The sequence below is a fragment of the Bradyrhizobium sp. B124 genome, from assembly GCF_038967635.1.
Taxonomy (GTDB): domain Bacteria; phylum Pseudomonadota; class Alphaproteobacteria; order Rhizobiales; family Xanthobacteraceae; genus Bradyrhizobium.
Window position 1 is genome coordinate 8,514,637 of sequence record NZ_CP152413.1, and the last position, 26,062, is coordinate 8,540,698.

Here is a 26,062-nt window from a genome sequence, read left to right on the forward strand (position 1 = left end):
TCCGTCCTGTCAGACCGCGGCGCCGAATTCCTGCTTGACCGCGGCGATGTCGGCGAGCGTCGGCAGGCCGGCCTCGTTGCCGAGCTTCTGGATCTTGTAGGTCGACGCTGCGCGCGCGAACTCGAAATGCTCACGCCAGGCTTTGCCGGGATTGGCGAGATAGGAATAGATGTAGGCGCCGTGGAAGACGTCGCCGGCGCCGTTGGTGTCGATCACGCGCTTGCGCGGAATCGGCAGTGCCGGCAGCGTTTGCACCGTGCCCGCCTCGTCGTACCAGAGCAGGCCGCGCTCACCCATCGTGATGCCGCCGACCCGGCAGCCGCGGCTCTTGAGATAGTCGAGCATCTGCTCCGGCGTCTTGTCCATCTGCTCGCACAGCCGTTCGGCGACGATCGCAACATCGATGAAGGCGAGCAGCTCGTGGGTGTTGGTGCGCAGGCCGCCGCCGTCGAGCGAGGTCAGGATGCTGTCCTCACGGCACAGCTTCGCGTAATGGATCGCGGCGTCCGGCTGGTGGCCGTCGATGTGCAGCGCGCGGCAGCCCTTGATGTTCAGCAGCGGAAAGGGATGGATGTGCTGGTCGTCGCGGCAGCGGACGATGGCGCGCTTGCCGTCGTTGGGCATGATGAAGGACAGCGAGGAGGAGTTCACCTTGCGGGGATGGAACGAGATGCCGTACCTGTCGGCCATGTCCCAGAACATCCGTCCCAGCCAGTCATTGGCCATGGTGGCGATCAGGTCCGGCTCGACGCCGAGCTTGGCGCAGCAGAACGCCGCGGTCACCGCGTTGCCGCCGAACGATACGGCATAGGCGTCTGCAACGTGCTTCTCGTCGCCGACAGGCATGTGATCCGTGATGAAGGTGACGTCGATATAGGTCTGTCCAATGAAGAGAGCCTGCATTCGCTTCCCGTGATCGCTTGGTGTGGTCCCGGCCGACGATCAGACTAGCACCGCTGATCGGCCGATATCGCTGAAATTATTCGCAACCCTGCTTGGTTTACAGGTAGAGATGATGGATGTGCCGGCCTGTTCTGGTATGCGGCATAACGGCCGGTGGCAGGCCGCGGTTCCGGGATTCGTAAGGAGAAGCACAATGACGGCAGATTCGGGGAGGCCAAAGCCATGATCACCGGTCTCGATCATGTCGTCGTCCTCACCGGCGACATTGCTGCCGCCAGCGCCGCCTACGAGACGCTGTTCGCGCGGGCGCCGGCCTGGCGCAACAGCGGCGACGGCGCCGACCGCGTGCTGTTCACGCTCGACAACACGACGCTGGAATTGATGGCGCCGCGCGGCGATGACGATGCCGCCCGGCGCGTCCGCAGCGCGCTCGTCACGCAAGGCGAGGGGCTCGCGAGCCTCTGCTTCCGCACCAGCGATATCGCCAGGACACACCGCAGGCTCGAGCGGCTGACCCTGAAGCCCGAGCCCGTCGCCGAGGTCGAGAGCCGCGACGAGACCAGCGGCGCCACGCTGTCGTGGAAGCGGACGCGCGCGGCGACCGATGCGACACGCGGCGTGCGCATGTTCTTCCTGGAGCGGGAGCAGGAGCGGCCTCTGTCGGTGCGCACCACGCCGGCCTCGATCACCGCGATGGATCATGTGGTGGTCTCGACCGCCGACCCGGAACGAGCGGCCGCACTTTATGGCGCGCGGCTCGGGCTCGACATGGCGCTCGACCGGTCGCATCCCGAGTGGGGCCGGCTGATGTTCTTCCGCTGCGGTGATCTCGTGGTCGAGGTCACGCACCGGCCGGGCAAGGAAAACACCAAGGCGGAGACGGACGCGCCGGACCGGCTGCGCGGCATCTGCTGGCGCGTCGCCGATATCGAGGCCACCCGCGCGCGGCTAGTTGCCGCCGGCGTCGACGTCTCGGAGATTCGCACCGGCCGCAAGCCCGGCACGCGCGTGATGGCGGTGCGCAACGGCACGTGCGGCGTGCCGACGCTTCTGGTGCAGCCCTCACAGGGAAAGCCAGACTAGGCCGTGGTTCATGCGCGCGTTGTCACGACAGCGTGCACCGCGGGCAGATGAGTCTTATTCGTCATTCCGGGGCTCGCGAAGCGAGAGCCCGGAATCCATTCATCACCGGTACATGCGGGTCGATGGATTCCGGGTTCGTGCTGCGCACGCCCCGGAATGACAGAGATACTTGTCGCAGCTGCGAGAAATATTCCCGCATGGCTGTCACGACAACATTCGTTCTCAAACGCCGCGCGTCATGCTACATTCATTAATCCAGCATCACGGGCGATCGATTTGGCCAAAGCAAAGCGGATACAGAGATGGCAGCGTGACCCCCAGGGGATGCGGATGCGGATTCTCGAGGCGGCCAAGCAGGAATTCGCCGCCCATGGCCTCGCCGGCGCGCGGGTCGACCGCATCGCGGCCAATGCCGACGCCAACAAGCGCATGCTGTACTACCACGTCGGCAATAAGGAGGATCTCTATCTCGAGGTGCTGGAAGGCGCCTACGAGAAGATCCGCGCCGAGGAGCGCACGCTCGACCTCGAGCATCTCGACCCGCCCGAGGCGATCGGGCGCCTGATCGACTTCACGTGGAACTATTTTCTGCGCAATCCCGAGTTCCTGGCGCTGCTGAACACGGAAAACCTCGCCAAGGCAAAGCACCTGAAGCGCTCGACCAAGGTCAAGTCGATGCACTCGCCCTTTGTCGAGATGATCCGCACCGTGGTGACGCGCGGGGTCGAGAGCGGCGATTTCCGCGACGCGGTCGATCCGGTGCAGCTCTATATCTCGATCGCCGGGCTGGCGTTCTTCTATCTCTCCAACAGCGCCACGCTGAGCGTGATCTTCGGCCGCGACCTGCTCAAGAAGGACGCCCGCGACCAGCGCCTCGAGCACATGACTGCGCTGGTGCTGGCGGCGCTGACCGGCAAGTCCACCGCCGCGTTTGGCAGCGCGATGCCGCCGCGGCGCGCGGCGGAACACCGGGTGGTGTGAACGCCGGTGGCCCGCACGCGGTCGTTCCGGAAAAGCGATGGCCCGTAGCCCGGATGCAGCGAAGCGCAATCCGGGAAACTGTATCCGCGGATCATGCGGCCCCGGATTTCGCTGCGCCGCATCCGGGCTACGCATCGTTCGTCCATAAAAATCTCGCCTGACGAAAGTAGGGGATTTTGGCGCGATTTTGCCACGTGCAAGGGGCTGGACAGTATTTATCCAACGGGTTAATTTCTGGACGAACAACAGAGACTGCAAGGGAGCGTGACGTGGCGGAGGCAAAGAGCCCTTCGGGCGTGTCGAAGGTGCTGAATGCGGCGTGGGTGCGTCCGTTCCTGTTCCTGGTGGTCATCGTGGTGGCTTGGGACCTCGCGATCCGCCTGTTCCACATCCCGGCCTATCAGATCCCGTCGCCCGGCGACGTCGTCGCGGTGCTGTGGAGCGACTGGCCGGAGCTGCTGCGGCAGTCCTGGCCGACCACCTATGCGACGATCTGCGGTTTCCTGCTCTCGGCGCTGTTCGGCATTCCCACAGCGATGCTGATCGCGGGCTCGAAGACGGTCGAGAGCTACGTCTATCCGCTGCTGGTGTTCTCCCAATCGGTGCCGAAGATCGCGATCGCGCCGCTGTTCGTGGTGTGGTTCGGCTTCGGCATCATCCCCAAGGTGATTTCCGCGTTCCTGCTCGGCTTCTTCCCCGTCGTGGTCTCGGCGGTGCAGGGCTTCAAGTCGGTCGATCCCGACATGGTCGACCTCGCACGCGCGATGCAGGGCAGCCGCTTCAAGGTGTTCTGCGCGGTCAACCTGCCGCACGCGATGCCCGCGATCTTCTCCGGCTTGAAGGTCTCCGTGACGCTCGCCGTGGTCGGCGCGGTGGTCGGCGAGTTCGTCGGCTCCAATTCCGGCATCGGCTATGTGATGCAGCGCTCGATCGGCACCTTCGACCTGCCGACGATGTTCGCCGCGCTGGTGATCCTGGCGCTGCTCGGCGTCATCCTGTTCTGGATCGTCGACCGCATCGAGCGGCTGGTGATCCCCTGGCACGTCAGCCAGCGCGACGACATCATCTTCGCTTCCTAGGATTTGTGCACAGAAACAACAGCAAGCGTCATTGCGAGGAGCGATAGCGACGAAGCAATCCATTTCTCCACTTGCTGCACGATGGATTACTTCGCGGAGCCTGTCATCCGGCGGCGCTTCGCGCCGACCGGGTGGCTCGCAATGACGAAAAAGAACAACGGGAGGATTATCTGATGCGATTGCTCACTGCCGTTATTGCCGCGCTGGCCTGGACCGCGCTTGCGGTGGCGCCGGCGTCTGCGGCCGACAAGGTCGTGCTGATGCTGAACTGGTACGTCTATGGCGAGCACGCGCCGTTCTATTACGGCAAGGCCAAGGGCATCTATGCCGCAGAAGGCATCGACCTCGAGATCCAGGAAGGCCGCGGCTCGGCCGCGACCACGCAGGCGGTGGCGGCCAAGACCGCCGATTTCGGCTATGTCGACGTGCCCACGATGATGCGCGCCGCGGTGAAGGGCGCGCCGGTCATCGCCACCGGCGTGCTGCTGCAGACCAGCCCGATGTCGGCGATGGGCTTCGTCGACAAGAACATCAGGAAGCCGGACGACATCAAGGGCAAGACGGTCGCGATCACGCCGGCGGATTCGATGACGCAGATCTGGCCGCTGTTCCTGAAGAAGACCGGCCTCAAGGAAAGCGACTTCCAGACCGTCGCCGGCGACGGCCAGACCAAGCTCAACGCCGTCATTAACGGCCAGGCCGATCTGCTGCTCGGCTACGTCATGGACCAGTCGATGAAGATCAAGGACGCCACCGGCAAGGACGTCTATCCGATCAAGTTCGCCGACTACGGCATCAACATGGTTTCGTCGGGCATCATCGCGAACTCCGACTACGTGAAGGCCAATGCCGACCTGGTCCGCCGCTTCATGTCGGCGACCACCAAGGCGGTGGAAGCTGCGGAGAAACAGCCGAAGGCGGCCGCGCAGTCGATCCTCGACGCCAACCCGAAGGGCGGCAAGATCGACACGCTGACGCAGGGTTTTGAGCTGACGATCCCGCTCTATCGCACACCCGAAACCAAGGCCAAGCGACCGTTCCAGGTCACCGATCAGAACATGACGGAGTCGGTCAATCTGATGGTCGAATATGGCGGCCTCGACGCCAAGGCCAAGGCCAATCCGAAGGCGTTCTACACCAACGACTATCTGCCGAAGGGCGATTCGTGAGCCACAAATATCCCCTGTCGTCCCTGCGCAAGCAGGGACCCATAACCACCAACCTTAATTGTCACGGAAGGTCTCAGCCCGTGTGCCCGAACGAGAGGGCACGGCGTAAGGATCCCTGCTTTCGCAGAGGCGACGGGTGGAGAGGATTGCGATGAATCCTGCGACCAAACCAGCCGAAGTCAACCAGCCCGCCGCGCATCTGCGCCTGGTGTCCGACCGCGCCGCCGGCGCCACGCCAGGCATCAAGCTGTCCGGCGTGTCGAAGACCTACCGGTCGCGCGACGGCGACGTGCCGTCGCTGCGGCCGCTCGACTTCACCATCAATGACGGCGAGTTCTTTGTCGTGGTCGGGCCCTCCGGCTGCGGCAAGTCCACGCTGCTCAAGATGATCTCGGGCCTGCTGCCGCCGACGACCGGCGAGGTGCTGGTCGACGGCGAGCCGGTGACCAGGCCGCACGGCAATGTCGGCATCGTGTTCCAGAACGCGCTGCTGCTGCCGTGGCGCAACATCCTGTCCAACGTGATGCTGCCGATCGACATGAAGCAGCTGCCGCGGGACAAATATCTCGCCCGCGCCAAGGCGCTGTTGAAGCTGGTCGGGCTCGAGGGTTTCGAGAAGAAGCTGCCCTGGCAACTGTCCGGCGGCATGCAGCAGCGCGCCTCGATCTGCCGCGCGCTGGTGCATGATCCCAAGATCATGCTGATGGACGAGCCATTCGGCGCGCTCGACGCCATGACGCGCGAGCGGATGAATGTCGAGCTGATGCGGATCCAGCGCGAGACCGGTAAGACCGTGCTCCTGATCACGCACTCGATCCCGGAAGCCGTGTTCCTCGCCGACCGCGTGCTCGTGATGACCGAGCGGCCCGGCGCGATCGCCGCGATCTACGACGTGCCGATGCCACGGCCGCGCTCGCTGGAGACGATGTCCGATCCCGTCTTCACCGAACTGGTGCAACGGATCCGGAAACATTTCTTCACGCAGGGGTCGCTGGACTAACACCCGAGCCTTCAATGCCGCTTCGCCTCAAAGTCAACGCTATCGCCTTCTTTGAACGACCGCTGGTGTTCGCCCGGCCGTTCCGTTTCGGCGCGGTGACGATCACCGCGTCGACGCAGCTGTTCGTGCGGGTCGAGATCGAGGTGGAAGGCAAGGGCCGGGCGACCGGCGCCAGCGCCGAGATGCTGGCGCCAAAATGGTTCGACAAGCGGCCGCATCTGACGGAGGCGCAGTCGCTCGACGGCCTGCGCCGCTCGCTTGCGGTTGCACGCGAGCTCTATCTGACGAACCGGACTTTTGAGACCGCGTTCGCCTTGCACACCGCGTGCATCGGTCCGCAGGTCGCGACCTGCGCTGCGCAGGACATTCCGCCACTCGCAGCGAGCTTCGGCCCGGCCGAGATCGACAAGGCGATCCTGGATGCGCTGCTGCGCGTGGCCGGCGCGAATTTCTTTGACGGCATGACCGGCAATATCGCCGGCATCGACGCGCGGCTGACGCCGGATCTCGACGATGCGGCCATCGCGCGGTTCCTCTCAACACGCAAGCGGATCGACCGTGTCGCCGTCCGGCATACCGTCGGGATGGACGATAAGGTTGAAGGCGAGGGCGGTGTCGCCGACGCAGGCGAGAACGCGGGTGCGCGCTATTTCAAGCTCAAGCTGAACGGCGATCCCGCCCATGACGCGGCGCGGCTGGCGCGGATCGGCAGCGAGCTCGCAAGGCTGCCTTACGCCACCAAGGTCACGCTCGACGCCAACGAGCAATATGCTGACCTTGCCGCACTGAGCGCGCTGGTCGACCGGCTCGACCACGACGCGGCGCTTGAACCGATCGCGGCAAACCTGCTCTACATCGAGCAGCCGATGCCGCGCGATATCACGAAAGCTTCGCCGCTCGGGACGCTGGGCGCGCGCAGTTTCATCATCGACGAGGCCGACGATTGCTACGATGCATTCCCGCAGGCGCGGGCGCTCGGCTATCGCGGCATTTCCTCGAAATCGTGCAAGGGTATCTACAAGTCGATCATCAATGCGACGCGTGCGGCAGCATGGAGCGCGGATAGCCGGTATTTCATCAGCGGCGAGGACCTGACCTGCCAGGCCGGGCTCGGCGTGCAGCAGGATCTCGCGCTCGGGGCACTGATCGGCGTCACCCATGCCGAGCGCAACGGGCATCATTACGTCGACGGCTTTGCCGAAACCCCGGCCGACGAGGCCGACGCCTTCCTCATCGCGCATCCCGATCTCTACACGCGCGCCGGCGGCAAGGTCCGCCTCGCGATCCATGACGGCGATCTGCTGACAGGGTCGATCGCCGCCGCACCGGGCTTTGCCAGTTCGATCCATCCGGACTGGTCCACCATGCAGCCGCTCAAGCGGCCCACACCACGCGCTTCGCAGGAGCAGACAGCATGACGACCAAACGCCTCGGCCTGATCATGAACGGCATTACGGGCCGGATGGGTCTCAACCAGCATCTGATCCGCTCGATCGTTGCAATCCGCGAGCAGGGCGGCGTACAGCTCGGGAACGGCGACCGCATCATGCCCGATCCGATCCTGGTCGGCCGCGACGCCGAGAAGGTCGCTAGCCTGGCCAGGCGCTTCAACATCGAGCGGCACACCACCGATCTCGATCGCGCGCTGGCCGACAAAGGCGACACCGTGTTCTTCGACGCCGCCACCACGCAGGCGCGGCCCTCGCTGCTGACCAAGGCGATCAACGCCGGCAAGCATGTCTATTGCGAGAAGCCGATCGCGACCAATCTCGAAGAAGCCGTTGCAGTCGTGAAGCTCGCCAATGCCAAGGGGCTCAAGCACGGCACGGTGCAGGACAAGCTGTTCCTGCCGGGCCTGAAGAAGCTCGCCTTCCTGCGTGACTCCGGCTTCTTCGGCCGCATGCTCTCGGTGCGCGGCGAGTTCGGGTATTGGGTGTTCGAGGGCGGCTGGCAGGAGGCACAACGGCCGTCCTGGAACTACCGCGCCGAGGATGGCGGCGGCATCATTCTGGATATGGTCTGCCACTGGCGCTACGTGCTCGACAACCTGTTCGGCGAGGTCGAGAGCGTGGTCTGCATCGGGACGACCGATATCCCCGAACGCTATGACGAGAGGGGCAACCAGTACCAGGCGACGGCCGACGATTCCGCCTACGCCACCTTCAAGCTGAAGGGCGGCGTGATCGCGCATATCAACATGAGCTGGGTGACGCGCGTCTACCGTGACGACCTCGTCACCTTCCAGGTCGACGGCACCCATGGCTCAGCGGTGGCAGGCCTGACCGACTGCGTGATCCAGGCGCGTCAGGCGACGCCGCGGCCGGTGTGGAATCCGGACGAGAAGCGGCTGCATGATTTCTACGCCGACTGGCAGAGGCTTCCTGAGAATGTCGTCTACGACAACGGCTTCAAGGAGCAGTGGGAGATGTTCATCCGCCATGTCTGCGAGGATGCGCCCTACAAATACACGCTGCTCGAAGGCGCCAAGGGCGTGCAGCTCGCCGAATGTGCATTGAAGAGCTGGAAGGAGCGGCGCTGGATCGACGTCGCCCCGATCACGGTCTGAGAGAGGCCTTTTGTCATGAACAAGCCAGTCCTGCCGGTGTCGTCCTTGTCGTTGAAGCTGCCGACCGCCGACGGCGGTCTCGAGACCTATCGCCTGGCGGCGTCGCGGACCTTTCCGGCGAAGCTCGAGGGCACGCTCAATCGTGTTGCGTTCTCTGCCGCCCATGTGGTGGCAGATCCGCGCGCCGACGTCGATCCCTGGCTGACGGCCGCGATCGACTGGGACAAGACGATCGCGTTCCGCGAACACGTCTGGGACCTCGGCCTTGGTGTGGCCGAGGCGATGGACACCGCGCAGCGCGGCATGGGCCTCGATTGGGCGACCTCGCTCGAACTGATCCAGCGCTCGGTGAAGGCAGCCAAAGCCAAGGGAAACGCGCTGGTGTTCTCGGGCGCCGGCACCGATCATCTTGCGGCGGAAGACGCGAAGTCGATCGATGACGTGATCCGCGCCTATGAGGAGCAGATCGAAGCTGTGGAGAAGGCCGGCGGCCGCATCATCCTGATGGCCTCGCGCGCGCTGGCAAAGCTCGGCAGGAATGCGGACGACTACGCGAAGGTCTATGACCGCGTGCTGTCGCAAGTCCGCGAGCCCGTGATCATCCACTGGCTCGGCGACATGTTCGATCCGGCTCTGTCAGGCTACTGGGGCACGGCCGATCTCGACCAGGCAATGGATACGGCGGTTGCGATCATCAACGCCAATGCCGCCAAGGTGGATGGCGTCAAGGTTTCGCTGCTCGACGAGCAGCGCGAGATCGACATGCGGCGGCGACTCGATCCGCGTGTCAAGATGTACACCGGCGACGACTTCAACTATGCGGAGCTGATCGCCGGCGACGCCAAGGGCTTCTCCCACGCGCTGCTCGGCATCTTCGATGCGATTGCGCCAGCCGCGTCCTACGCGCTGTCGCGGCTGGCCGTCGGTGACGAGGCCGGCTTCCACGACGTGCTGGGACCAACCGTTCCGCTGTCGCGCCACATCTTCAAGGCGCCGACGCGCTTCTACAAGACCGGCATCGTGTTCATGGCGTACCTCAACGGTCATCAGGATCACTTCACGATGGTCGGTGGACAGGAGAGCGCGCGTTCGACCCTGCATCTCGCCGAGCTGTTCCGGCTCGCCGACCAGGCGGGGCTGCTCGCCAATCCGGAGCTCGCGACGCGCCGGATGGCGGCGATCATGGCGACGCGAGGCATCGACGGCTGATGCGTGACTTCTCCGAGGACCACCGCTGGCTGTCGCTGAACACGGCGACGGTCCGCAAGCAGGGCGATCTCATCGCCATCATCGAGGCCTGCGCGCGCCACGGCATCCGGGCTATCGATCCATGGCGCGACCAGGTCGCTGGCGTCGGGCTCGATCGCGCGGTGCGCGCGGTGAAGGACGCCGGGCTCGATCTGTCAGGCTATTGCCGCGGCGGCATGTTCACGGCTGACAGCGCGCATCGCAGCGAGGCGCGCGACGACAACCGCCGCGCGATCGACGAGGCGGCCGCGCTCGGCGCCTCCTGCATCGTGCTCGTGGCAGGCGGTCTGCCGCAATATTCGCGGCCGGGCAGCGCTGCATCCAAGGATATCGCGGCGTCGCGTAACCAGGTGCATGACGGCATCGCCGAGATGCTGGAGTATGCAAAACAGGCAAAGCTGCCGCTCGCGATCGAACCGCTGCATCCGGCCTATGCCGCCGACCGCGCCTGTGTGAATACCACGAAACATGCGCTCGACATCTGCGATGCGCTCGATCCTAGCCGCACCGGCGCGATCGGCGTCGCGCTCGACGTCTATCACATCTGGTGGGATCCCGAACTCAAGAGCCAGATCGCGCGCGCCGGCAAGGACCGGCTGCTCGCGTTCCACGTCTGCGACTGGCTGGTGCCGACGAAAGACATCCTCAACGATCGCGGCATGATGGGCGACGGCGTCATCGACATCAGATCGGTGCGCGCAATGGTCGAAGCGGAGGGCTTTGCCGGCTATTCGGAGATCGAGATCTTCTCGAATGACTGGTGGAGCCGGCCCTTGGACGACGTGCTGCGGACCTGCATCGAGCGGCATCGGACGGTGGTCTGACCCAACGACCGGTTCGGTGGACAAGGCGAGGCGTGCCGGTTATTCCGAACGCTGTGGTGTGAACGGCACTGGCGGCCGTTGAACTCCGCGGTCCGGACCTTCGGAGCACGACATGCGTTTGAGCGATTGCCACAATTTCCATGACTTCCGCGAACTGGCAAGGCGCCGGCTTCCGGGGCCGATCTTCGACTACATCGACGGTGGAGCGGACGATGAGGCGACGCTTCGGCAGAACACCGCGAGCTTCGAGCGTTGCGATCTGGTGCCCAATGTCCTGCGCGGTGTGGAGAACGTCGATCTCTCGGTCACCGTGATGGGCCAGAAGCTGGCAACGCCGTTCTATTGTTCGCCGACCGCGCTGCAGCGTCTGTTTCATCATGAGGGCGAACGGGCCGTCGCCGCTGCGGCGGCGAAATACGGAACGATGTTCGGCGTGTCCTCGCTCGGGACCGTGAGTCTGGAGGAATTGCGCAAGGCTTACGCTACGCCGCAGGTCTATCAGTTCTATTTCCACCGGGATCGAGGCCTGAACACGGCGATGATGCAGCGCGCCAAGCAGGCCGGCGTCAACGTGATGATGTTGACTGTCGACAGCATCACCGGGGGCAACCGCGAGCGCGACCTGCGGACCGGGTTTTCGATTCCGTTCAGGCTCACGCTCGGCGGCATGCTGCAATTCGCCATCAAGCCTGCCTGGGCCATCAACTACGTCACGCATGAGAGCTTCAAGCTGCCGCAGCTCGACGAGCATGTCGATATGAGCGGCGGTGCGATGTCGATCGGGCGCTATTTCACGGAAATGCTCGATCCGGCCATGACATGGGACGATGTCGCGCAAATGGTCCGGCAGTGGAACGGCCAGTTCTGCCTGAAGGGCGTCATGTCGGTCGATGATGCGAAGCGCGCGGTTGAGATCGGCTGCACCGGCATCATCCTGTCCAACCATGGCGGCCGGCAGCTCGATGGCTCGCGGGCGGCGTTCGATCAACTGGCCGAGATCGTCGATGCCGTGGGCGACCGGATCGACGTGATGATGGACGGCGGCATCAAGCGGGGCAGCCATGTCTTGAAGGCGCTGTCGCTCGGCGCGAAGGCCGTCGGCCTAGGACGCTTCTATCTCTATCCGCTGGCGTCGGCCGGCCAGGCCGGAGTCGAGCGGGCGCTTGGTCTGCTGCAGGCGGAGCTGGTGCGGGACATGCGGCTGATGGGGTGTTCCTCGATCAGCCAGCTCTCCCGCGCAAACTTGCGGTTCAGATAGCCGCCCGATCGCTCAGAGGTCCTGCGTCAACGCGGCGCCGATCTGCTCCAGTGCCCAATCGATCTGATTGCGTGTGGGTTATCGGCCCGCCCGGCTTAAAGGATGCCACCACCAAATTGGGTCGATCCTGTCAGCGCCGCTGCGCTCTAGGAATCCTGATCGCTGTGCGTGATCTCCAGCGTCACGAGCCGCGCCAGCAGGGTTGCGGGATAGAGCTGGCCGAAGATCGCCTCGAGATTGCATAGGCTGCGTGCGATCGGATGCAGCGGAGCGACGTCGCCGTAGCCCGTGGTCGTCAGCGTCATGAAGCTGAAATAAATCAGCTCGTTCGCCAGCGCGGGGCTGTCCTCCATCTTCATCCCGGAAAAGGCCTTCGGCAGCAGCGTGCCGATGAAGGTGTAGAGTGCCGAGAAGATCACGGCAACGGAGAGATAGAGCAAGACGGCGCCGACCACGCGGTGATAGGTCACGCGGCCCGGCGCAAATGTCGCACGAGCCACCGTCACGGCCAGGGTGATGCCGACGATCAGCCACGAGCCCGCGAACAGATTGAGGTCGAGGATCGAGGGCGAGCGCAGCCGCAAGATCCCGCCCGTGACGATCATGGCGAGTGCAACCAGCATCGCGGTGACCGCAATTGCGCTGCCCGACATCAGGAATACGCCGCCGACCAGGAACAGCGCGAGAAACAGCTCGAAGATCTGGAATTCGAACAGGCCGAGCGCCTGCAGGGGTGCCACCACGAACATCATCACAAGGATCAGGATGGTGAGCACGGTCAGCAAGGAATCGCCCCAGCGCTCGCGCAGCTCGCCAGTCCTCATCCAACCGCGCTTCATTCCCGCCCCGTCATTCGGCATCGCATCAGCATGCTGGTGCCAGACATTGCTGCGCGGCGGCCGCAAAGGCAAGATGGAGGACCGACATCCGGCGCGCCCGGCGATCCAGATCGCCGGACGGCCGTCTCAGGGGCTCGCGACTTGCTGCAGCGTGTTGAAGCGAGCTTTCTGCTCGCTGCTCAGCATGGCATAGAACTTGTCCAGTGCAGGCTCGATCAACTTCGCGGCCTTCTGCATGGCCTCGAGCCGGTGCTGCATCGCCTCCAGGCGGCCGACTGGCGTCAGCGGCACGTCGTTCGGGCAGGCTGCCTGCAGGTCCGCTATGGCTGTTTTGGTCGCATCGCTCAGGCGGTCGAGCGCTTCCTTCTGCTTGCCCGCCGGATGAAGCGAGGCCTCGATCCTGTTGATCGGCAGCTGGGCCAGGTCGGATTTCGAATCGCCGCAATTCGCGGATTGCGCGGTCGTTTGCTGTTGCGGCGAACGCTCGCCGACATGTGGACCGAGCGCATTGAAGCGGGCCTGTTGCTCGTCGCTGAGCGAGCTGTAGAAATTCTCCAGGGCCGGCCGCACGATCCTGATCGCCTCGAGCGTCGCGCTGATGCGATTTTGCATCGACCGCAAGCGGCCGGTTGGCGTCATGGCATAGCTGTCCGCGCAGGAATCCTTGAAGATATCGGCTGCCTTCGCCGCTGATGTCTTCAACTCGTCGAGGAGCGCGCGCTGCTGCTGGCTCGGCCGTACCGCCCGCGTGATGTCGGCAAGCGGCCAGGCTGTGACGCCCTTGTCCGGCTCTCCGCATAACTGCTTGATTGCCTGCGGACTCGTATCGGCGCGTTGACGGGACCGATCGCGGCCTGCGGTGGCCGGATAGTCGCCAGGGTTGATGCTGGCATAGGCGGAGTAGGGACTGTTGGTGTCCCAGAACACGGTGTCCACGAAGTCGTCATAGGCGTAGGCCCAATAGCCGGGCTCGTAGGCATAGGACCAGAACGTGTAGTCAAAGATGTCCGAATAGGCGTAAGGCAGGAACACCGGGCCAAGCCACGCCACGAACGCCGCGCGGTGGCCGTGTCGCCAGGCATTCCGGGGCGCCCAGCCGCCTTGACGCACCGCAAGCGCCGCCTGGCTTTGCGCACCTGCCTGGTCGCGGAAGCGTGCGGCAAATCGCTCGCGCTGGGCCGCCTGCGTCGCGGCAGTGGTCGCGGCGGCCGCCCCAACCGTTGTTGCGGCGGCCCCAACCGTTGTTGCCGGCGCCAATCGCTGCTGACGGGCAACGTCCGCCTGTTGCGCACGCTGCTCGCGCTGTAACAGGCGGCTCTGCGCCTGCAGCGCACGGTCATGGACGCGTTGCGCGCGTGCGCCTTCGACCTTTTGCGACTGCAATTGCTGCACGCGTTGCTGCAGGCGATCGATCCGGGTCTGCCGCTCCGCGGTCTGGTGCGAGAGCGCATCACGCTGCCGCTGCTGCGCCGCCTGCTGGCGTTGCTGGATCAATTGCTGATGCTGCTGCGCGCGCTGTTGAACTCGCTCCGTCGGTGACGGTCGCTCGCTCAAGCGCGACGGTGAGCTCGCGCGTGATGGCGCGGCAATATGCGGAGCCTGACGCTGCAGCGGGGCCCCACGACGGAATTCGGGTCGATGCGTTGCGATCCGCGGCGCAGCGATATGGGGGGCTTGGCGCACCGACGGGGCGGCGAAATGCGGTGCCGGGCGCGGCGCCATCGCCGGTCGCTGCGGGGCATGGAACGCGGATGCTGCCGGCCGTGCCATCGCGGGTGGCCGAGCCATTGCAGGCGGTCTCGCCATTGCGGGCGGGGCGGCGTGGACCATCGGCGCGGGACGCGCCATTGCTGGTGGCGCGGCTGGACGTGCGCCGCCGGGCGGTCCACCCTTGTGTGGCTGGGCGGCAGCGCCGCTCGCCGCCAGCATCGAGGCACCAACCAAAAGCACAGCAAAACAAATACCGCGGGGAGGCATGAGCATGGCTCTCTGTCCATCCCTGCCCACAAGGCTTCAACGCGCAGGCGTCGAAATCGTTCTTGTTGGCCGCGGCCGGCGCTGCGGTCTTCCGACGCAGGGAACCGTCAGGAGACATCCTGCGTGAGGACAGACGCGATCCGCTCCAACGCCCAGTCGACCTGATCGGCCGTGATCACCAGCGGCGGGGCGATGCGAATGGTGTGCTCGTGGGTGTCCTTGGCGAGGATGCCACGCGCCTGCAGCGCCGAGCAGTAGCGGCGGGCACCGCCGGCTTCCGGGTGTAATTCGATCGCCAGCATCAGCCCGCGCCCGCGCACCTCGCGGATTACGTTGGCGCGGATGTCCTGCAATCCGGCGAGAAAGCGCGCGCCCTGTTGTGCCGCGTTCTCGATCATCCCTTCCTCGACGAGCACGCGCAGCGCTGCGCGTGCCACCGCACATGCAAGCGGGTTGCCGCCGAAGGTCGAGCCGTGCTGGCCCGGCCGCAGCGTGCCGAGCACGGCGTTGTTGGAGAGCACCGCCGACACCGGATAGAAGCCGCCCGACAGCGCCTTGCCGAGCAGCGTCACGTCGGCCTCTATGCCCTCGTGCTGCTCGGCGAGCAGCTTGCCGGTGCGGCCGAGTCCGGTCTGGATCTCGTCGAGCACGAGCATCACGTTGCGCGCCGTGCACAGCTCGCGCACGCGGGCGAAATAGCCGGGCGGGGGAATGATGACGCCCGCCTCGCCCTGGACCGGCTCGACCAGGAAAGCCGCGGTGTTCGCCGTGATCGCCTGCTCGAGCGCCGCGGCATCGCCGAACGGGATGATTTTGAAGCCCGGCGCGAACGGGCCGAAATGGTCGCGGGATCCGGGGTCGGTCGAGAAGCCGACGATGCCGAGCGTGCGTCCGTGAAAATTATTTGCGCAGACGATGATCTCGGCCTGCCCGTCCGGCACGCCCTTGACCTCATAGGCCCGTTTGCGCACCGACTTGATCGCGCTCTCCACCGCTTCGGCACCGCTGTTCATCGGCAGCACCTTGTGCGAGCCGGTCAGCTCCGCGAGCTCGCGATAGAAGGGGGCGAGCTGGTCGTTGTGGAAGGCACGCGAGGTCAGCGTCAGCCGATGCGCCTGCTCGATCATTGCTGCCAGGATCTTCGGATGACAGTGGCCCTGGCTCACAGCCGAATAGGCGGAGAGACAGTCGAGGTACCGGTTGCCATCGGTGTCCCAGACCCAGACGCCTTCGCCGCGGGACAGCACCACCCCGATCGGCTCGTAATTGTGGGTGCCGAACTGCGCTTCGGTTGCGAGGAAATCAGTGACCGATGCATTCATCATGCGTCACTCCCGCTGCAGCGCACGAGAGCTTACATCAATCCGTGCCTGCAGTTGATTTGGGTATCAGTTCCTCCACAGGGAAGTGGACTTGCCAACCAAATTCGCAGGGGACAATTCATGCGCTGATGCTGCACGGCACGCTGAGGAAGCCGCGGAAGCGCACCCGGCCGCCGCGGACCGGGGCGCCGTCGAGCGCGTAGTTCGGGAAGCGCGCCAGGAAGCGCGAGATCGCGATGGCGCCTTCGAGGCGCGCCAGCGCCATGCCCGCGCATTGATGCGCGCCGGTGCCGAAGGCGAGGTGGCGGTTCGGCGTGCGTGCGACGTCGAAGCCTTCAGGGTTGGGGAACTGCGCGGGGTCGCGGTTGGCCGCGCCGATGCATAAAGTGACCAGCGTGCCGGCCGGCATCTTGATGCCGCCGAGCTCGGTCTCTTCCACGATCATCCGGTTGCCGAGCTGGTTCGAACTCTCGTAGCGCAGCATCTCCTCGACCGCGATCTTGATCAGCTCGGGCTGCGCGATCAGCCGCTGCTTCTCCTCGGGATATTGGGTGAGCGTCACCAGCCCGTTGCCGATCAGATTGGTCGTGGTCTCGTGGCCGGCATTGAGCAGGAAGATGCAATTGTGCAGCAATTCCTTCGCGGTCAGCCGCTCGCCATTGTCCTCGCCCTGGATCAATCGCGTCAGCACGTCGCGCTCGGGATTGCCCGGATTGGCGCGGCGCCTTTCGACCAGGGTTTCGAGATAGGCGAGGAAATCCTTCACTGCATCGTTGCCGCGGTCGAACGCGTCCTTGCCGATCACGGGCTCCAGCGCGCCCAAAATCGCCAGCGACCAGTCGCGCAGCGGCTCGCGCTCGTCGTGCGGCACGTCGAGCAAATTGCCGATCACCTGGACCGGGATTGCGGAAGCAAAGTCGCCGATCAGCTCGAAGCGGTCTTTCGTGGCGATCCGGTCGAGCAGGCTGTCGACCAGCGCAATCAGGTCCGGCTCCATGCCGGCAATCGCCCGCGGCGACAATGCGCCCATGATCAACCGCCGCACGCGGGAGTGCGCCGGCGGGTCGTTGAAGACGAGGCTGGTCGTGTGGTGCTCGTAGAGCAGCGAGTTGCCGTATTTTGGCAAGAACTCCTTCTTCTTGTCGGAGGAGAACGTCTTGGTGTTCTTGTAGGCGGCGATCAGGTCGTCGTAGCGGGTGAGGAAATAGCAGCCGTTCGGCAGCCGCTTGACCGGCGCGTGCTCGCGCAGCGCGCGATAGGTCGGGTAGGGGTTCGCGTAGAAGTCAGCCGTCAGCTTTTCCAGGTCGAAGCCGTCAGCCAGCTCTCGCGCGTGCCCGTTCATGGCGATCCAGCCCAATTGGTTTCATTTGCAACTATCGTAAGCCGCGGGCGGCGGCCGCGCAACATCATTTACAGCGACCTGGAACAGCCCGCCGCGCGCCGCGCGATGCGAGCAAATCGCAGAGCCATATGCGGTTTTGCACTTTGATGAAGCGCGCGCACCCCTCTACAGTCGCGGCCAAACAATCAAGATCGGAAACGCCGATGCATGCCCGAGCCGACACCGCGGCCTCCTGGCCCGAGGAGATTTTTTCGATTCTGCAGCGCTTCGATGTGCGTCAAGTGCCCTACGTGCCGGACGCCGGGCATTCAGAGCTGATCGAGCGCGTGCTGGGATCGTCCTCGATGCGCGGCATTGCGCTGACCACCGAGGAGGAAGGCGTGGCGCTGCTGGCAGGCGCCTGGGCCGGCGGCCAGCGCGGCGTGCTGCTGATGCAGTCGAGCGGGGTCGGCAATTGCATCAACATGCTGTCGCTGGTGCAGATCTTCCGCTTGCCGTTCCTCACGCTGGTGACGATGCGCGGCGAATGGGGCGAGTTCAATCCCTGGCAGGTGCCGATGGGTTCGAACACCCAAGGCATTCTCGAATTGGCGGGGATCAAGGTGCTGCGCGCCTCGCGTCCGGACGAGGTGCGCGAAGTCGTCGAGGCCGGGGCGGCGCAAGCCTACAACGCCTGCACGCCAACCGCCGTCCTGCTGTCGCAGCGCCTGATCGGGGCAAAGGTCTTCACCAAATGAGCAAAGCCAATCTCCTCGACCGCCGCGCCGTGGTTGCCGAACTGCTGAGGGATCGCAAGGGCGCCTTCGCCATCGGCGGCCTTGGCGCCTCGACCTATGACATCGCCGCCGCCGGCGACCACGACCGCAATTTCTATCTCTGGGGCGGCATGGGCGGCGCGGTGATGATCGGGCTCGGCCTCGCGCTGGCCCAGCCGACCCTGCCGGTCGTCGTGATCACCGGCGATGGCGAAATGCTGATGGGGATCGGGAGCCTCGCGACCGTCGCGCTGCAGCAGCCGAAAAACCTCTCGATCATCGTTCTCGACAACGAGGCCTATGGCGAGACCGGCGGCCAGGCCAGCCATACCGGCGGCCCCGCCGACCTCGTCGGTGTTGCCAAAGCCTGCGGAATCGGAGATAGCCGCTCGATCAGCACGATGGCTGAGGTCGAGGCTTTTGCTTCGTCTTTGCAAGATGTTGCGGCGGGACCACGGTTCGCCAGCGCGAAGATCGACGGGGCCAATCTGGAACGCGTGCTGTCGAGCCGCGACGGCACCTACATCGTCAACCGCATCAGAGGGTCGATCGGACACACTCCGATATAAAGTGACTTTCGCGGTGCAATAGAACCTTGACTTTTGGTAAAGTGAGTGATTACTCACGACCCAAATGTCTACCTTACGCATGACGAGTGACTTGCGGCGTCAGTTGATCCTGAGCGCTGCCAAGCGGTGTTTCTCCCGCAACGGCTTTGCCGGCACCACGACAAAGAGCGTGGCGGCCGCGGCTGCCATTTCGGAAGGGCTGCTGTTCAAGCACTTCCCGTCGAAGGCTGCGCTCTACGCCGAAATCCTTGCCGAAGAGTGCGAGGCGGATCCCGATCTCGCGCATCTGCTCGGCCAAGAGCCCTCCACAGCGACGCTGATCGAACTGGTGCAGGGCATGGTCGGCCACTTCATGCAGCTGCGCGATGCGCCCGACCAGGAAGAGGCGCAGCGGATGCGGCTGATGGTGACGAGCCATCTCGACGACGGCGAGTTTGCGCGCCTGCTCTACGACAAGGTCGGCAAGCTGATCGGTCCGACCTTCGCTGCCTCGCTTGAGCGTGCGATCGCCGCCGGCGAAGCGACGCGGATCGGTGACGAGCCGCTCAACCTGTTCTGGTTTGCGCACCATACCGTGCTTATGGGCGCACTGACGCAGCTGCCTGCGACACCTTGTCTCCCCTATGGGGATGCCGCTGCGGCCGAGCGGCAGCTTTGCCAGTTCATTCTTCGCGGCATCGGACTTACCGAAGCCGCAATTTCAACTCATTTGGGCCGCCAGCCGTCGCCGAGCGCAGGACCGTCGGTAACTGCAGAAAGTGCATGACATGAATATCCAGACCGAAAGCCACATCTCGGGGCAACCGCTCAAGGAGAAGCAAGCCAAGCGTCCCGTCCGCCTGGTGCGTTGGTTCATCATCGTGGGATTGTTGCTGGCCCTGCTGGTCGGCGCGCTGGTCGGCTTCAACGCCTTCCGCAGCCACATGATCGCGCAGTTCTTCGCCAACAATAAGCCGCCGCCGTCGAACGTCTCGATCGCCGAGGCGAAGACCGAGGTGATTCCGAACCTGCTGACCGCCGTCGGCGATCTCGTCGCCGTGCACCAGGTCAATGTCACGACCGACGTGCCGGGCCGCATCACCGAGATCCATTTCACCGCCGGCAGCCATGTGAAGGCGGGCACGCCGCTGGTGCAGTTGTTCGACGCGCCGGAGCAGGGCGACCTCGCCAGCTTCAAGGCGCAGGCGACCGTGGGCGAGCAGCAGCTCGACCGCGCCAAGCAGCTCGCGTCACGCCAGTTCGGGCCGCAGTCGACCGTCGATACGGCGCAGGCGACCTACGACCAGGCCAAGGCGGGCATTGCCAAGACCGAAGCGCTGATCTCGCAGAAGCTGGTGCGCGCGCCGTTCGAAGGTGATCTCGGCGTTCGCCAGGTCGAAGTCGGCCAGTATCTGACGGCGGGCACGCAGATCGTGTCGCTGACGGATCTGTCGGTGCTGTATGCCAACCTGACCGTGACCGAGAAGCAGAGCTCGCAGATCAAGGTCGGCCAGGCCGTGCGGGTCGCGGTCGATGCCTATCCGGGCCGCACCTTCGAGGGCAAGATCACCACCATCGAGCCGCAGATCGCGACCGAGACCCGCAACATCCGGGTGCAGGCGACGATCCAGAATCCGGAAAGCATCCTCAAGCCCGGCATGTTCGCGACCACCACGATCGTGCTGCCCGAGAAGCCGCCGGTCGTGACCATTCCCGAAACCGCCGTCGACTACACGCTGTACGGCGACTCGGTGTTCCTGATCACCGAGAAGAAGGGTGAGGACGGCAAGACCAGCCTGACCGCGGACCGCACTTTCGTGAAGACGGGCAACCGCGTCGAAGGCCGCGTCCAAATCCTCAAGGGCCTGAAGGCCGGGGACAGGGTCGTCGCCGTCGGCCAGATCAAGCTGCAATCGGGCATGGCTGTTGCGATCTCGAACGATCCGCAGCCGCCGGTTCCGGCCGAGCCGCCGCGCTACTGATCCCGACCATAAAACCCGGAGGGCCGGTTGGCCCTCCGCCACATGTTGCCGCAACCGGCAGACAACACGAATCGAGTTGGCGATGGCCTTCACTGATATTTTCATCAAGCGCCCGGTGCTGTCGGTCGTGGTCAGCCTGCTGATCCTCTTGATCGGCTTGCGCGCGGCGATGGTGCTGCCGATCCGGCAATATCCGAACCTGTCGAACACCGTCGTGACGATCACGACGTCATATCCCGGCGCGTCGCCCGAGCTGATCAACGGCTTCATCACCACGCCGATCGAGCAGGCCGTCGCTTCGGCCGAAGGCGTCGACTACATGACGTCGAACTCGGTGCTCGGCACTTCGACGATCCAGGTCTACGTCAAGCTCAATCACGATCCGAACCAGGCGCTAACCGAAGTGCTCGCCAAGGTCAATTCGGTCAAATATCTGATCCCGAAGGAAGCCTTCGATCCGGTAGTGAGCAAGGCGACCGGCGACACCATCGCCGTGATGTATCTCGGCTTCTCCAGCGAAGAGCTGACCGGATCGGCGATCTCGGACTATCTGACCCGCGTCGTGCAGCCGGTGCTCTCGACGGTCGACGGCGTCGCTTCGGCCGACATCCTGGGCGGCCAGACCTTTGCGATGCGTGTCTGGCTCGATCCGAACCGGATGGCTGGACGCGGCGTGTCGCCCAACGACGTCGCCGCTGCGATCGCCGCCAACAACTTCCAGGCGGCCGCCGGCCAGACCAAGGGCTTCTTCATCGTCTCCAACGTCTCGGCCAATACCGACCTTCAGAACATCGATCAGTTCAAGCGGATGATCGTGAAGGCGAAGGACGGCGGCTTCGTGCGCATCGAGGACATCGCGACGGTGGAGCTCGCGGCGCAGTCGACCGACGCCAGCGTCGCCTTCAACGGCGAGCATGCGATCTTCATCGGCATCAAGGCGACGCCGCAAGGCAACCCGCTGACCCTGGTGAAGGGCGTGCGCGCGCTGTTCCCCGACCTCGAGCGCAACCTGCCGCCGTCGATGAAGATGAAGGTGGCCTACGACTCCACCAAGTTCATCCAATCGTCGATCGACGAGGTCGAGAAGACGCTGACTGAAGCGGTTCTGATCGTCGTCGTCGTCATCTTCCTGTTCTTGGCGTCGCTGCGCTCGGTGATCATCCCCGTCGTCACCATTCCGCTGTCGCTGATCGGCGTCTGCATCCTGATGCTGGCCGCAGGCTTCAGCTTCAACCTGCTGACGCTGCTGGCGATGGTGCTGGCGATCGGTCTCGTGGTCGACGACGCCATTGTGGTGGTGGAGAACATCCATCGACATCTCGAGGAGGGCCTGCCACCAGTGCAGGCATCGCTGAAAGGTGCGCGCGAGATCGTGGGCCCGGTCGTCTCGATGACGATCACGCTCGCGGCGGTGTACGCGCCGATCGGCTTCCTCGGCGGCGTCACCGGCACGCTGTTCCGCGAATTCGCCTTCACGCTGGCGGGCTCCGTGATCGTGTCGGGCGTGATCGCGCTGACGCTGTCGCCGATGATGTGCTCGGTGTTCCTGAAGAGCGCGGAAGAGGGGCGTTTCGCCAGGCTGGTCAATCGCGTGTTCGGCGCGTTGACGCGCGCCTATGGCCGCCAGCTCGACCGTTCGCTCGATTACCGCCCGATCACGGCCCTTTTCGCCGTGACCATCCTCGGTCTGGTCGGCTTCCTCTATATGCACATCCAGAAGGAGCTGGCGCCGCAGGAAGACCAGGGCATCGTGTTCGCGGTGACCAAGGCGCCGAAATACGCCAACATCGACTACATCGATTTCTACGGCGACAAGATGGACAAGGAGTTCAAGAAGTTCCCGGAGACCGACCTGCGGTTCATCCTGAACGGCATCACCGGTCCGCAGGGCGGCTTCGCCGGCATGCTGCTCAAGCCGTGGGATGAGCGCAAGCGCTCGGCCCAGACGCTGCAGCCGCTGGTGCAGGCCGAGCTGTCGAAGATCGAGGGCGTCAGCGCGTTCGCGTTCAGCCTGCCGCCGTTGCCCGGCGGCCCCGGCGGTCTGCCGGTGCAGATGGTGATCTCATCGACGGCCGGATTCCAGCAGGTGTTCGACCAGATGAGCAAGCTGAAGGATGCCGCGCGCAAGAGCGGCCTGTTCATCGTCACCGACAGTGACCTCGACTTCAACCAGCCGGTGGTCCGGGTGAAGGTCGATCGCTCCAAGGCGAGCGACCTCGGCATCACCATGCAGTCGATCGGCGGTGCGCTGGCGACGCTGCTCGGCGGCAACTACGTCAACCGCTTCAACCTCGAAGGACGCTCCTATCAGGTGATCCCGCAGGTGCCGCGCGTCAGCCGGCTCGCGCCCGAATCGTTCGACAACTTCTACGTCCCGACCGCGACCGGGCAGCTGGTGCGGCTGTCGACCGTGGTTACGGTCGAGACCGGCGTCGATCCGAACGCGCTGACCCACTACAACCAGCTCAACTCGTCGACTTTCCAGGCGGTGCCGATGCCCGGCGTTTCGATGGGGCAGGCGGTCGAGTTCCTGCAGGGTGAAGCCAAGAAGCTGCCGTCCGGCTTCAGCTACGACTTCCTGGCCGACTCCCGCCAGTACGTCCACGAAGGCAACCAGCTGCTGGTCACCTTCGCGTTCGCCATCATCATCATCTTCCTGGTGCTGGCGGCGCAGTTCGAGAGCCTGCGCGATCCCTTCGTGATCATGATCAGCGTGCCGATGGCGATCGTCGGCGCCCTGATCCCGCTGTTCTTTGGTGTCGCCACCATGAACATCTACACCCAGGTGGGCCTGCTGACGCTGGTCGGACTGATCACCAAGCACGGCATCCTGATGGTGGAGTTCGCCAACGAGCTGCAGCTCAAGGAGGGACTGGACCGCCGTTCGGCGATCGAGATGTCGGCCCGGATTCGTTTGCGTCCGATCCTGATGACGACGGCGGCCATGGTCACCGGCCTGTTGCCGCTGCTCACCGCCTCGGGCGCCGGCGCTGCCAGCCGCTTCTCGATCGGGCTCGTGGTCGTCGCCGGCATGACGATCGGCACGCTGTTCACCCTGTTCGTGCTGCCGGCCGTCTACATGACGATTGCGACCGACCACCAGGCCGCGGCCCGGTCCGAGCGCGCCAAGCAGATCGCCGACTACGAACTCGACGGCCGCGAGGGCGCACTGAAACCGACCTGAGCCCTCCAAGCTCATGCTCGCAGGAAAGGCGGCACTGGCGAAAGCCACTGCCGCCTTTTCTTTGTCTCGTGATAGCCTTGCCGATGGGCGGGCCGAAGACCCTTTGGTTTGACGCGTTTTCTTCACGCGAACCGGAAGACCACTTCGCTCGAAACCGCTATGCTCGCCTCACAAGATCTGGAGGAAACAGGCATGGCGAGCGAATTTGCGGCGGGCAGTTACCGGTTCATTCCGGCCGTGTTCCAATATTCAAGCGGTGCGCAGGCGAACGCCGGTTATGAGATCGAGCGGGTGCGCTTCGATCGCCTGGTGCCGCTTGCAGAAGGTTTTGCGCGCATTGCGGCCTACATCAAGGACGCCGGCCGGCCGCTGACCTCGTTCTGCGCCTGCGAACTGCGTTCGCCGGCCGCCTTTACCGAGGACGGCTTCCGCGCCTTCAACCAGCACTACGTCAAGACGCTTGCCGAATGGGGCCTGTTCGACGGCACCATCAATCCGGTGGCGCGCAGCAATGTCTGTCCCGAGATCGATCCGCCGGCCGAGCCGTCGTTCTACGCGTTCTCGTTCACGCGGCCGAGTACGAGCACGTCGCCGTCCTTCGTGATCGCGGGCGGCGCCGAGGCCCGCAGTGGCACTGCCAGCTATCCCGACCGCATCGTTTGCTACCGCGATCTCAGCCCCGGCGCGTGGCGGGAGAAGGTCCGCTTCACCACCGGCGAGATGGAGCGCCGTCTTGCGGAGTTCAGCTTCGGCTGGCAGGAGACGACAGCGGTACAGGCTTATACCGTGCACGACATTCATCCCGTGATCGTCGACGAGCTGGTCCGCCGCGGCGCCACGCGCTCCGGCCTGACCTGGCACTTCTGCCGCCCGCCGGTCGTCGATCTCGAATACGAGATGGATTGCAGGAGGGTGCTGCGCGAGGTGGTGATTTAGGTCGAACAGTTTCGCTAGCCGCACGTTGCTTGTCCCGTCATCCTGAGGTGCGAGCGGAGCGAGCCTCGAAGGATGCACGGCCCGGCTGGTGGCCGTCGACCCTTCGAGACGCGCGTTCCGCGCTCCTCAGGATGACGGGGAAGAATGGCGCCCGCTGCGACGGAGGCCAACATCACCGCGCCTTCGGATCGAGCGCGTCGCGCAGGCCGTCGCCGACCAGGTTGAACGACAGCACGACCAGGAAGATCGCAAGCCCCGGCCAGATCGCCATCCACGGCGCGCTGGTCAGGAAGCGTTGCGCGGCGTTGAGCATGCTGCCCCAGGACGGCGCCGGCGGCTGCTGGCCGAGGCCGAGGAAGGACAGCGCGGCCTCGGCGATGATCGCAGCCGCGATCGACAGTGTGGCCTGCACCAAGAGAGCCGGCAGGATGTTGGGCAGGATGTGGACCAGCGCGATGCGCCAGCGCGGATTGCCCATGGCGCGCGCGGCCTCGACATAGTCCTCGACCTTGACGCTCATCACCTGGCCGCGGGTCAGGCGGATAAAGATCGGGGTCGCCGAGACGCCGATCGCGATCATCGCGTTGCCGAGGCTCGGCCCGAGGAAGGCGGCGAGCGCGATCGCCAGGATCAGGAACGGGCAGGCCAGCATCGCATCGGTGATGCGGCTGATCAGCGCGTCGATGAAGCCGCCGCGATAGCCCGCGAGCAGCCCGAGCGGCACGCCGATCGCAACCGCGATGCTGACCGAGATGACGCCCGCAAGCAGCGAGGCGCGGGCGCCGAACACGACGCGGGCGAGCACGTCGCGGCCGAGCTCGTCGGTGCCGAACCAGTGCTGCAGCGACGGCGCCTTGCGGACCAGCGACCAGCTGGTCGCGATCGGATCATAGGGCACGATCAGCGGCGCGAAGACGGCGAGCAGAACAAAGAGCGCGATCACGGCGAGCCCGAGCACGGCACCCTTGCGCCGGATCAGCCGCCGCCCGGCGCGCCGTGCCGGGCTCTCCAGCGTCTCGGCGGCGGCAAGCGAAGCTGATGTCCTGAGCACGGCGTCCGTCATCTA

22 protein-coding genes are annotated in these 26,062 nt (G+C 64.8%); 16 read left to right on the forward strand and 6 right to left on the reverse strand.

Going from position 1 to position 26,062, the window contains the following annotated elements; translation table 11 throughout:
• Positions 1-9: 9 nt before the first annotated feature.
• Positions 10-903 (reverse strand): sugar kinase, encoded by an 894-nt coding sequence (locus tag AAFG13_RS39835; RefSeq protein WP_342710390.1) that lies wholly within the window; start codon positions 901-903, stop codon positions 10-12.
• 222 nt (positions 904-1,125) lie between these two features.
• Between AAFG13_RS39835 and AAFG13_RS39840 the strand changes: the two genes are divergently transcribed.
• From AAFG13_RS39840 to AAFG13_RS39885, 10 genes are all read left to right on the forward strand, one after another.
• The gene (locus AAFG13_RS39840; RefSeq protein WP_342710391.1) at positions 1,126-1,986 is read left to right on the forward strand and encodes a VOC family protein; all 861 of its coding nucleotides are present in this window, start codon (positions 1,126-1,128) and stop codon (positions 1,984-1,986) included.
• A gap of 330 nt (positions 1,987-2,316) precedes the next feature.
• Complete coding sequence (locus AAFG13_RS39845) at positions 2,317-2,967, forward strand: TetR/AcrR family transcriptional regulator (RefSeq protein WP_249131234.1); 651 nt, start codon at positions 2,317-2,319, stop codon at positions 2,965-2,967.
• A 269-nt stretch (positions 2,968-3,236) separates the two neighbouring features.
• Positions 3,237-4,046 (forward strand): ABC transporter permease, encoded by an 810-nt coding sequence (locus AAFG13_RS39850; RefSeq protein ID WP_092124973.1) that lies wholly within the window; start codon positions 3,237-3,239, stop codon positions 4,044-4,046.
• A 173-nt stretch (positions 4,047-4,219) separates the two neighbouring features.
• The gene (locus tag AAFG13_RS39855; protein WP_212311251.1) at positions 4,220-5,215 is read left to right on the forward strand and encodes an ABC transporter substrate-binding protein; all 996 of its coding nucleotides are present in this window, start codon (positions 4,220-4,222) and stop codon (positions 5,213-5,215) included.
• Between the two features lie 151 nt (positions 5,216-5,366).
• A complete protein-coding gene (locus tag AAFG13_RS39860) occupies positions 5,367-6,215 on the forward strand; it encodes an ABC transporter ATP-binding protein (protein ID WP_212311250.1) in 849 nt (282 codons plus the stop codon).
• A 14-nt stretch (positions 6,216-6,229) separates the two neighbouring features.
• Positions 6,230-7,633 (forward strand): hypothetical protein, encoded by a 1,404-nt coding sequence (locus tag AAFG13_RS39865; protein ID WP_342710392.1) that lies wholly within the window; start codon positions 6,230-6,232, stop codon positions 7,631-7,633.
• A complete protein-coding gene (locus tag AAFG13_RS39870; RefSeq protein ID WP_342710393.1) occupies positions 7,630-8,781 on the forward strand; it encodes a Gfo/Idh/MocA family oxidoreductase in 1,152 nt (383 codons plus the stop codon). Before AAFG13_RS39865 ends, AAFG13_RS39870 begins: the two co-directional genes overlap by 4 nt.
• Positions 8,782-8,796: 15 nt before the next feature.
• Positions 8,797-9,990, forward strand: a complete 1,194-nt coding sequence (locus AAFG13_RS39875) for a dihydrodipicolinate synthase family protein (RefSeq protein WP_342710394.1) — start codon at positions 8,797-8,799, stop codon at positions 9,988-9,990.
• A complete protein-coding gene (locus tag AAFG13_RS39880; protein WP_212311246.1) occupies positions 9,990-10,853 on the forward strand; it encodes a sugar phosphate isomerase/epimerase family protein in 864 nt (287 codons plus the stop codon). Before AAFG13_RS39875 ends, AAFG13_RS39880 begins: the two co-directional genes overlap by 1 nt.
• 112 nt (positions 10,854-10,965) lie before the next feature.
• On the forward strand, positions 10,966-12,111 hold the full coding sequence (locus tag AAFG13_RS39885; RefSeq protein WP_212311245.1) for an alpha-hydroxy acid oxidase: 1,146 nt from the start codon (positions 10,966-10,968) through the stop codon (positions 12,109-12,111).
• A gap of 146 nt (positions 12,112-12,257) precedes the next feature.
• Here the strand turns inward: AAFG13_RS39885 and AAFG13_RS39890 are convergent, their stop codons facing one another.
• The 4 genes from AAFG13_RS39890 to AAFG13_RS39905 form a co-directional block, all read right to left on the reverse strand.
• On the reverse strand, positions 12,258-12,935 hold the full coding sequence (locus AAFG13_RS39890; protein WP_249131235.1) for a potassium channel family protein: 678 nt from the start codon (positions 12,933-12,935) through the stop codon (positions 12,258-12,260).
• A 141-nt stretch (positions 12,936-13,076) separates the two neighbouring features.
• Positions 13,077-14,720 carry a Spy/CpxP family protein refolding chaperone gene (locus AAFG13_RS39895; RefSeq protein ID WP_342710395.1) on the reverse strand — a complete coding sequence of 548 codons (1,644 nt, stop codon included), beginning with the start codon at positions 14,718-14,720 and terminating at the stop codon, positions 13,077-13,079.
• A 314-nt stretch (positions 14,721-15,034) separates the two neighbouring features.
• Positions 15,035-16,249, reverse strand: coding sequence for an ornithine--oxo-acid transaminase (rocD, locus tag AAFG13_RS39900; protein WP_342713506.1), 1,215 nt, complete (start codon positions 16,247-16,249; stop codon positions 15,035-15,037).
• A 118-nt stretch (positions 16,250-16,367) separates the two neighbouring features.
• Entirely contained in the window at positions 16,368-17,591 is a 1,224-nt protein-coding gene (locus tag AAFG13_RS39905; protein ID WP_342710396.1) for a cytochrome P450, read from the reverse strand.
• 203 nt (positions 17,592-17,794) lie between these two features.
• On the opposite strand from AAFG13_RS39905, the gene AAFG13_RS39910 reads away from it, so the two are divergent.
• The 6 genes from AAFG13_RS39910 to AAFG13_RS39935 all read left to right on the forward strand — a co-directional run bounded on the left by AAFG13_RS39910 (position 17,795) and on the right by AAFG13_RS39935 (position 24,996).
• On the forward strand, positions 17,795-18,328 hold the full coding sequence (locus AAFG13_RS39910; RefSeq protein WP_342710397.1) for a phosphonopyruvate decarboxylase: 534 nt from the start codon (positions 17,795-17,797) through the stop codon (positions 18,326-18,328).
• A complete protein-coding gene (locus tag AAFG13_RS39915) occupies positions 18,325-18,915 on the forward strand; it encodes a thiamine pyrophosphate-dependent enzyme (RefSeq protein ID WP_212311241.1) in 591 nt (196 codons plus the stop codon). Before AAFG13_RS39910 ends, AAFG13_RS39915 begins: the two co-directional genes overlap by 4 nt.
• Before the next feature lie 64 nt (positions 18,916-18,979).
• Positions 18,980-19,681 (forward strand): TetR/AcrR family transcriptional regulator, encoded by a 702-nt coding sequence (locus AAFG13_RS39920; protein ID WP_212311240.1) that lies wholly within the window; start codon positions 18,980-18,982, stop codon positions 19,679-19,681.
• A gap of 1 nt (position 19,682) precedes the next feature.
• Positions 19,683-20,876, forward strand: coding sequence for an efflux RND transporter periplasmic adaptor subunit (locus tag AAFG13_RS39925; RefSeq protein ID WP_212311239.1), 1,194 nt, complete (start codon positions 19,683-19,685; stop codon positions 20,874-20,876).
• Between the two features lie 82 nt (positions 20,877-20,958).
• Positions 20,959-24,060, forward strand: a complete 3,102-nt coding sequence (locus AAFG13_RS39930) for a multidrug efflux RND transporter permease subunit (RefSeq protein WP_342710398.1) — start codon at positions 20,959-20,961, stop codon at positions 24,058-24,060.
• Positions 24,061-24,252: 192 nt separating this feature from the next.
• On the forward strand, positions 24,253-24,996 hold the full coding sequence (locus AAFG13_RS39935; RefSeq protein ID WP_342710400.1) for a hypothetical protein: 744 nt from the start codon (positions 24,253-24,255) through the stop codon (positions 24,994-24,996).
• A gap of 172 nt (positions 24,997-25,168) precedes the next feature.
• Here AAFG13_RS39935 and AAFG13_RS39940 read toward each other — a convergent pair whose 3' ends face one another.
• Positions 25,169-26,059: an ABC transporter permease gene (locus AAFG13_RS39940; protein WP_212311236.1), complete on the reverse strand. Its 891-nt coding sequence runs from the start codon at positions 26,057-26,059 to the stop codon at positions 25,169-25,171.
• Positions 26,060-26,062 lie beyond the last annotated feature (3 nt).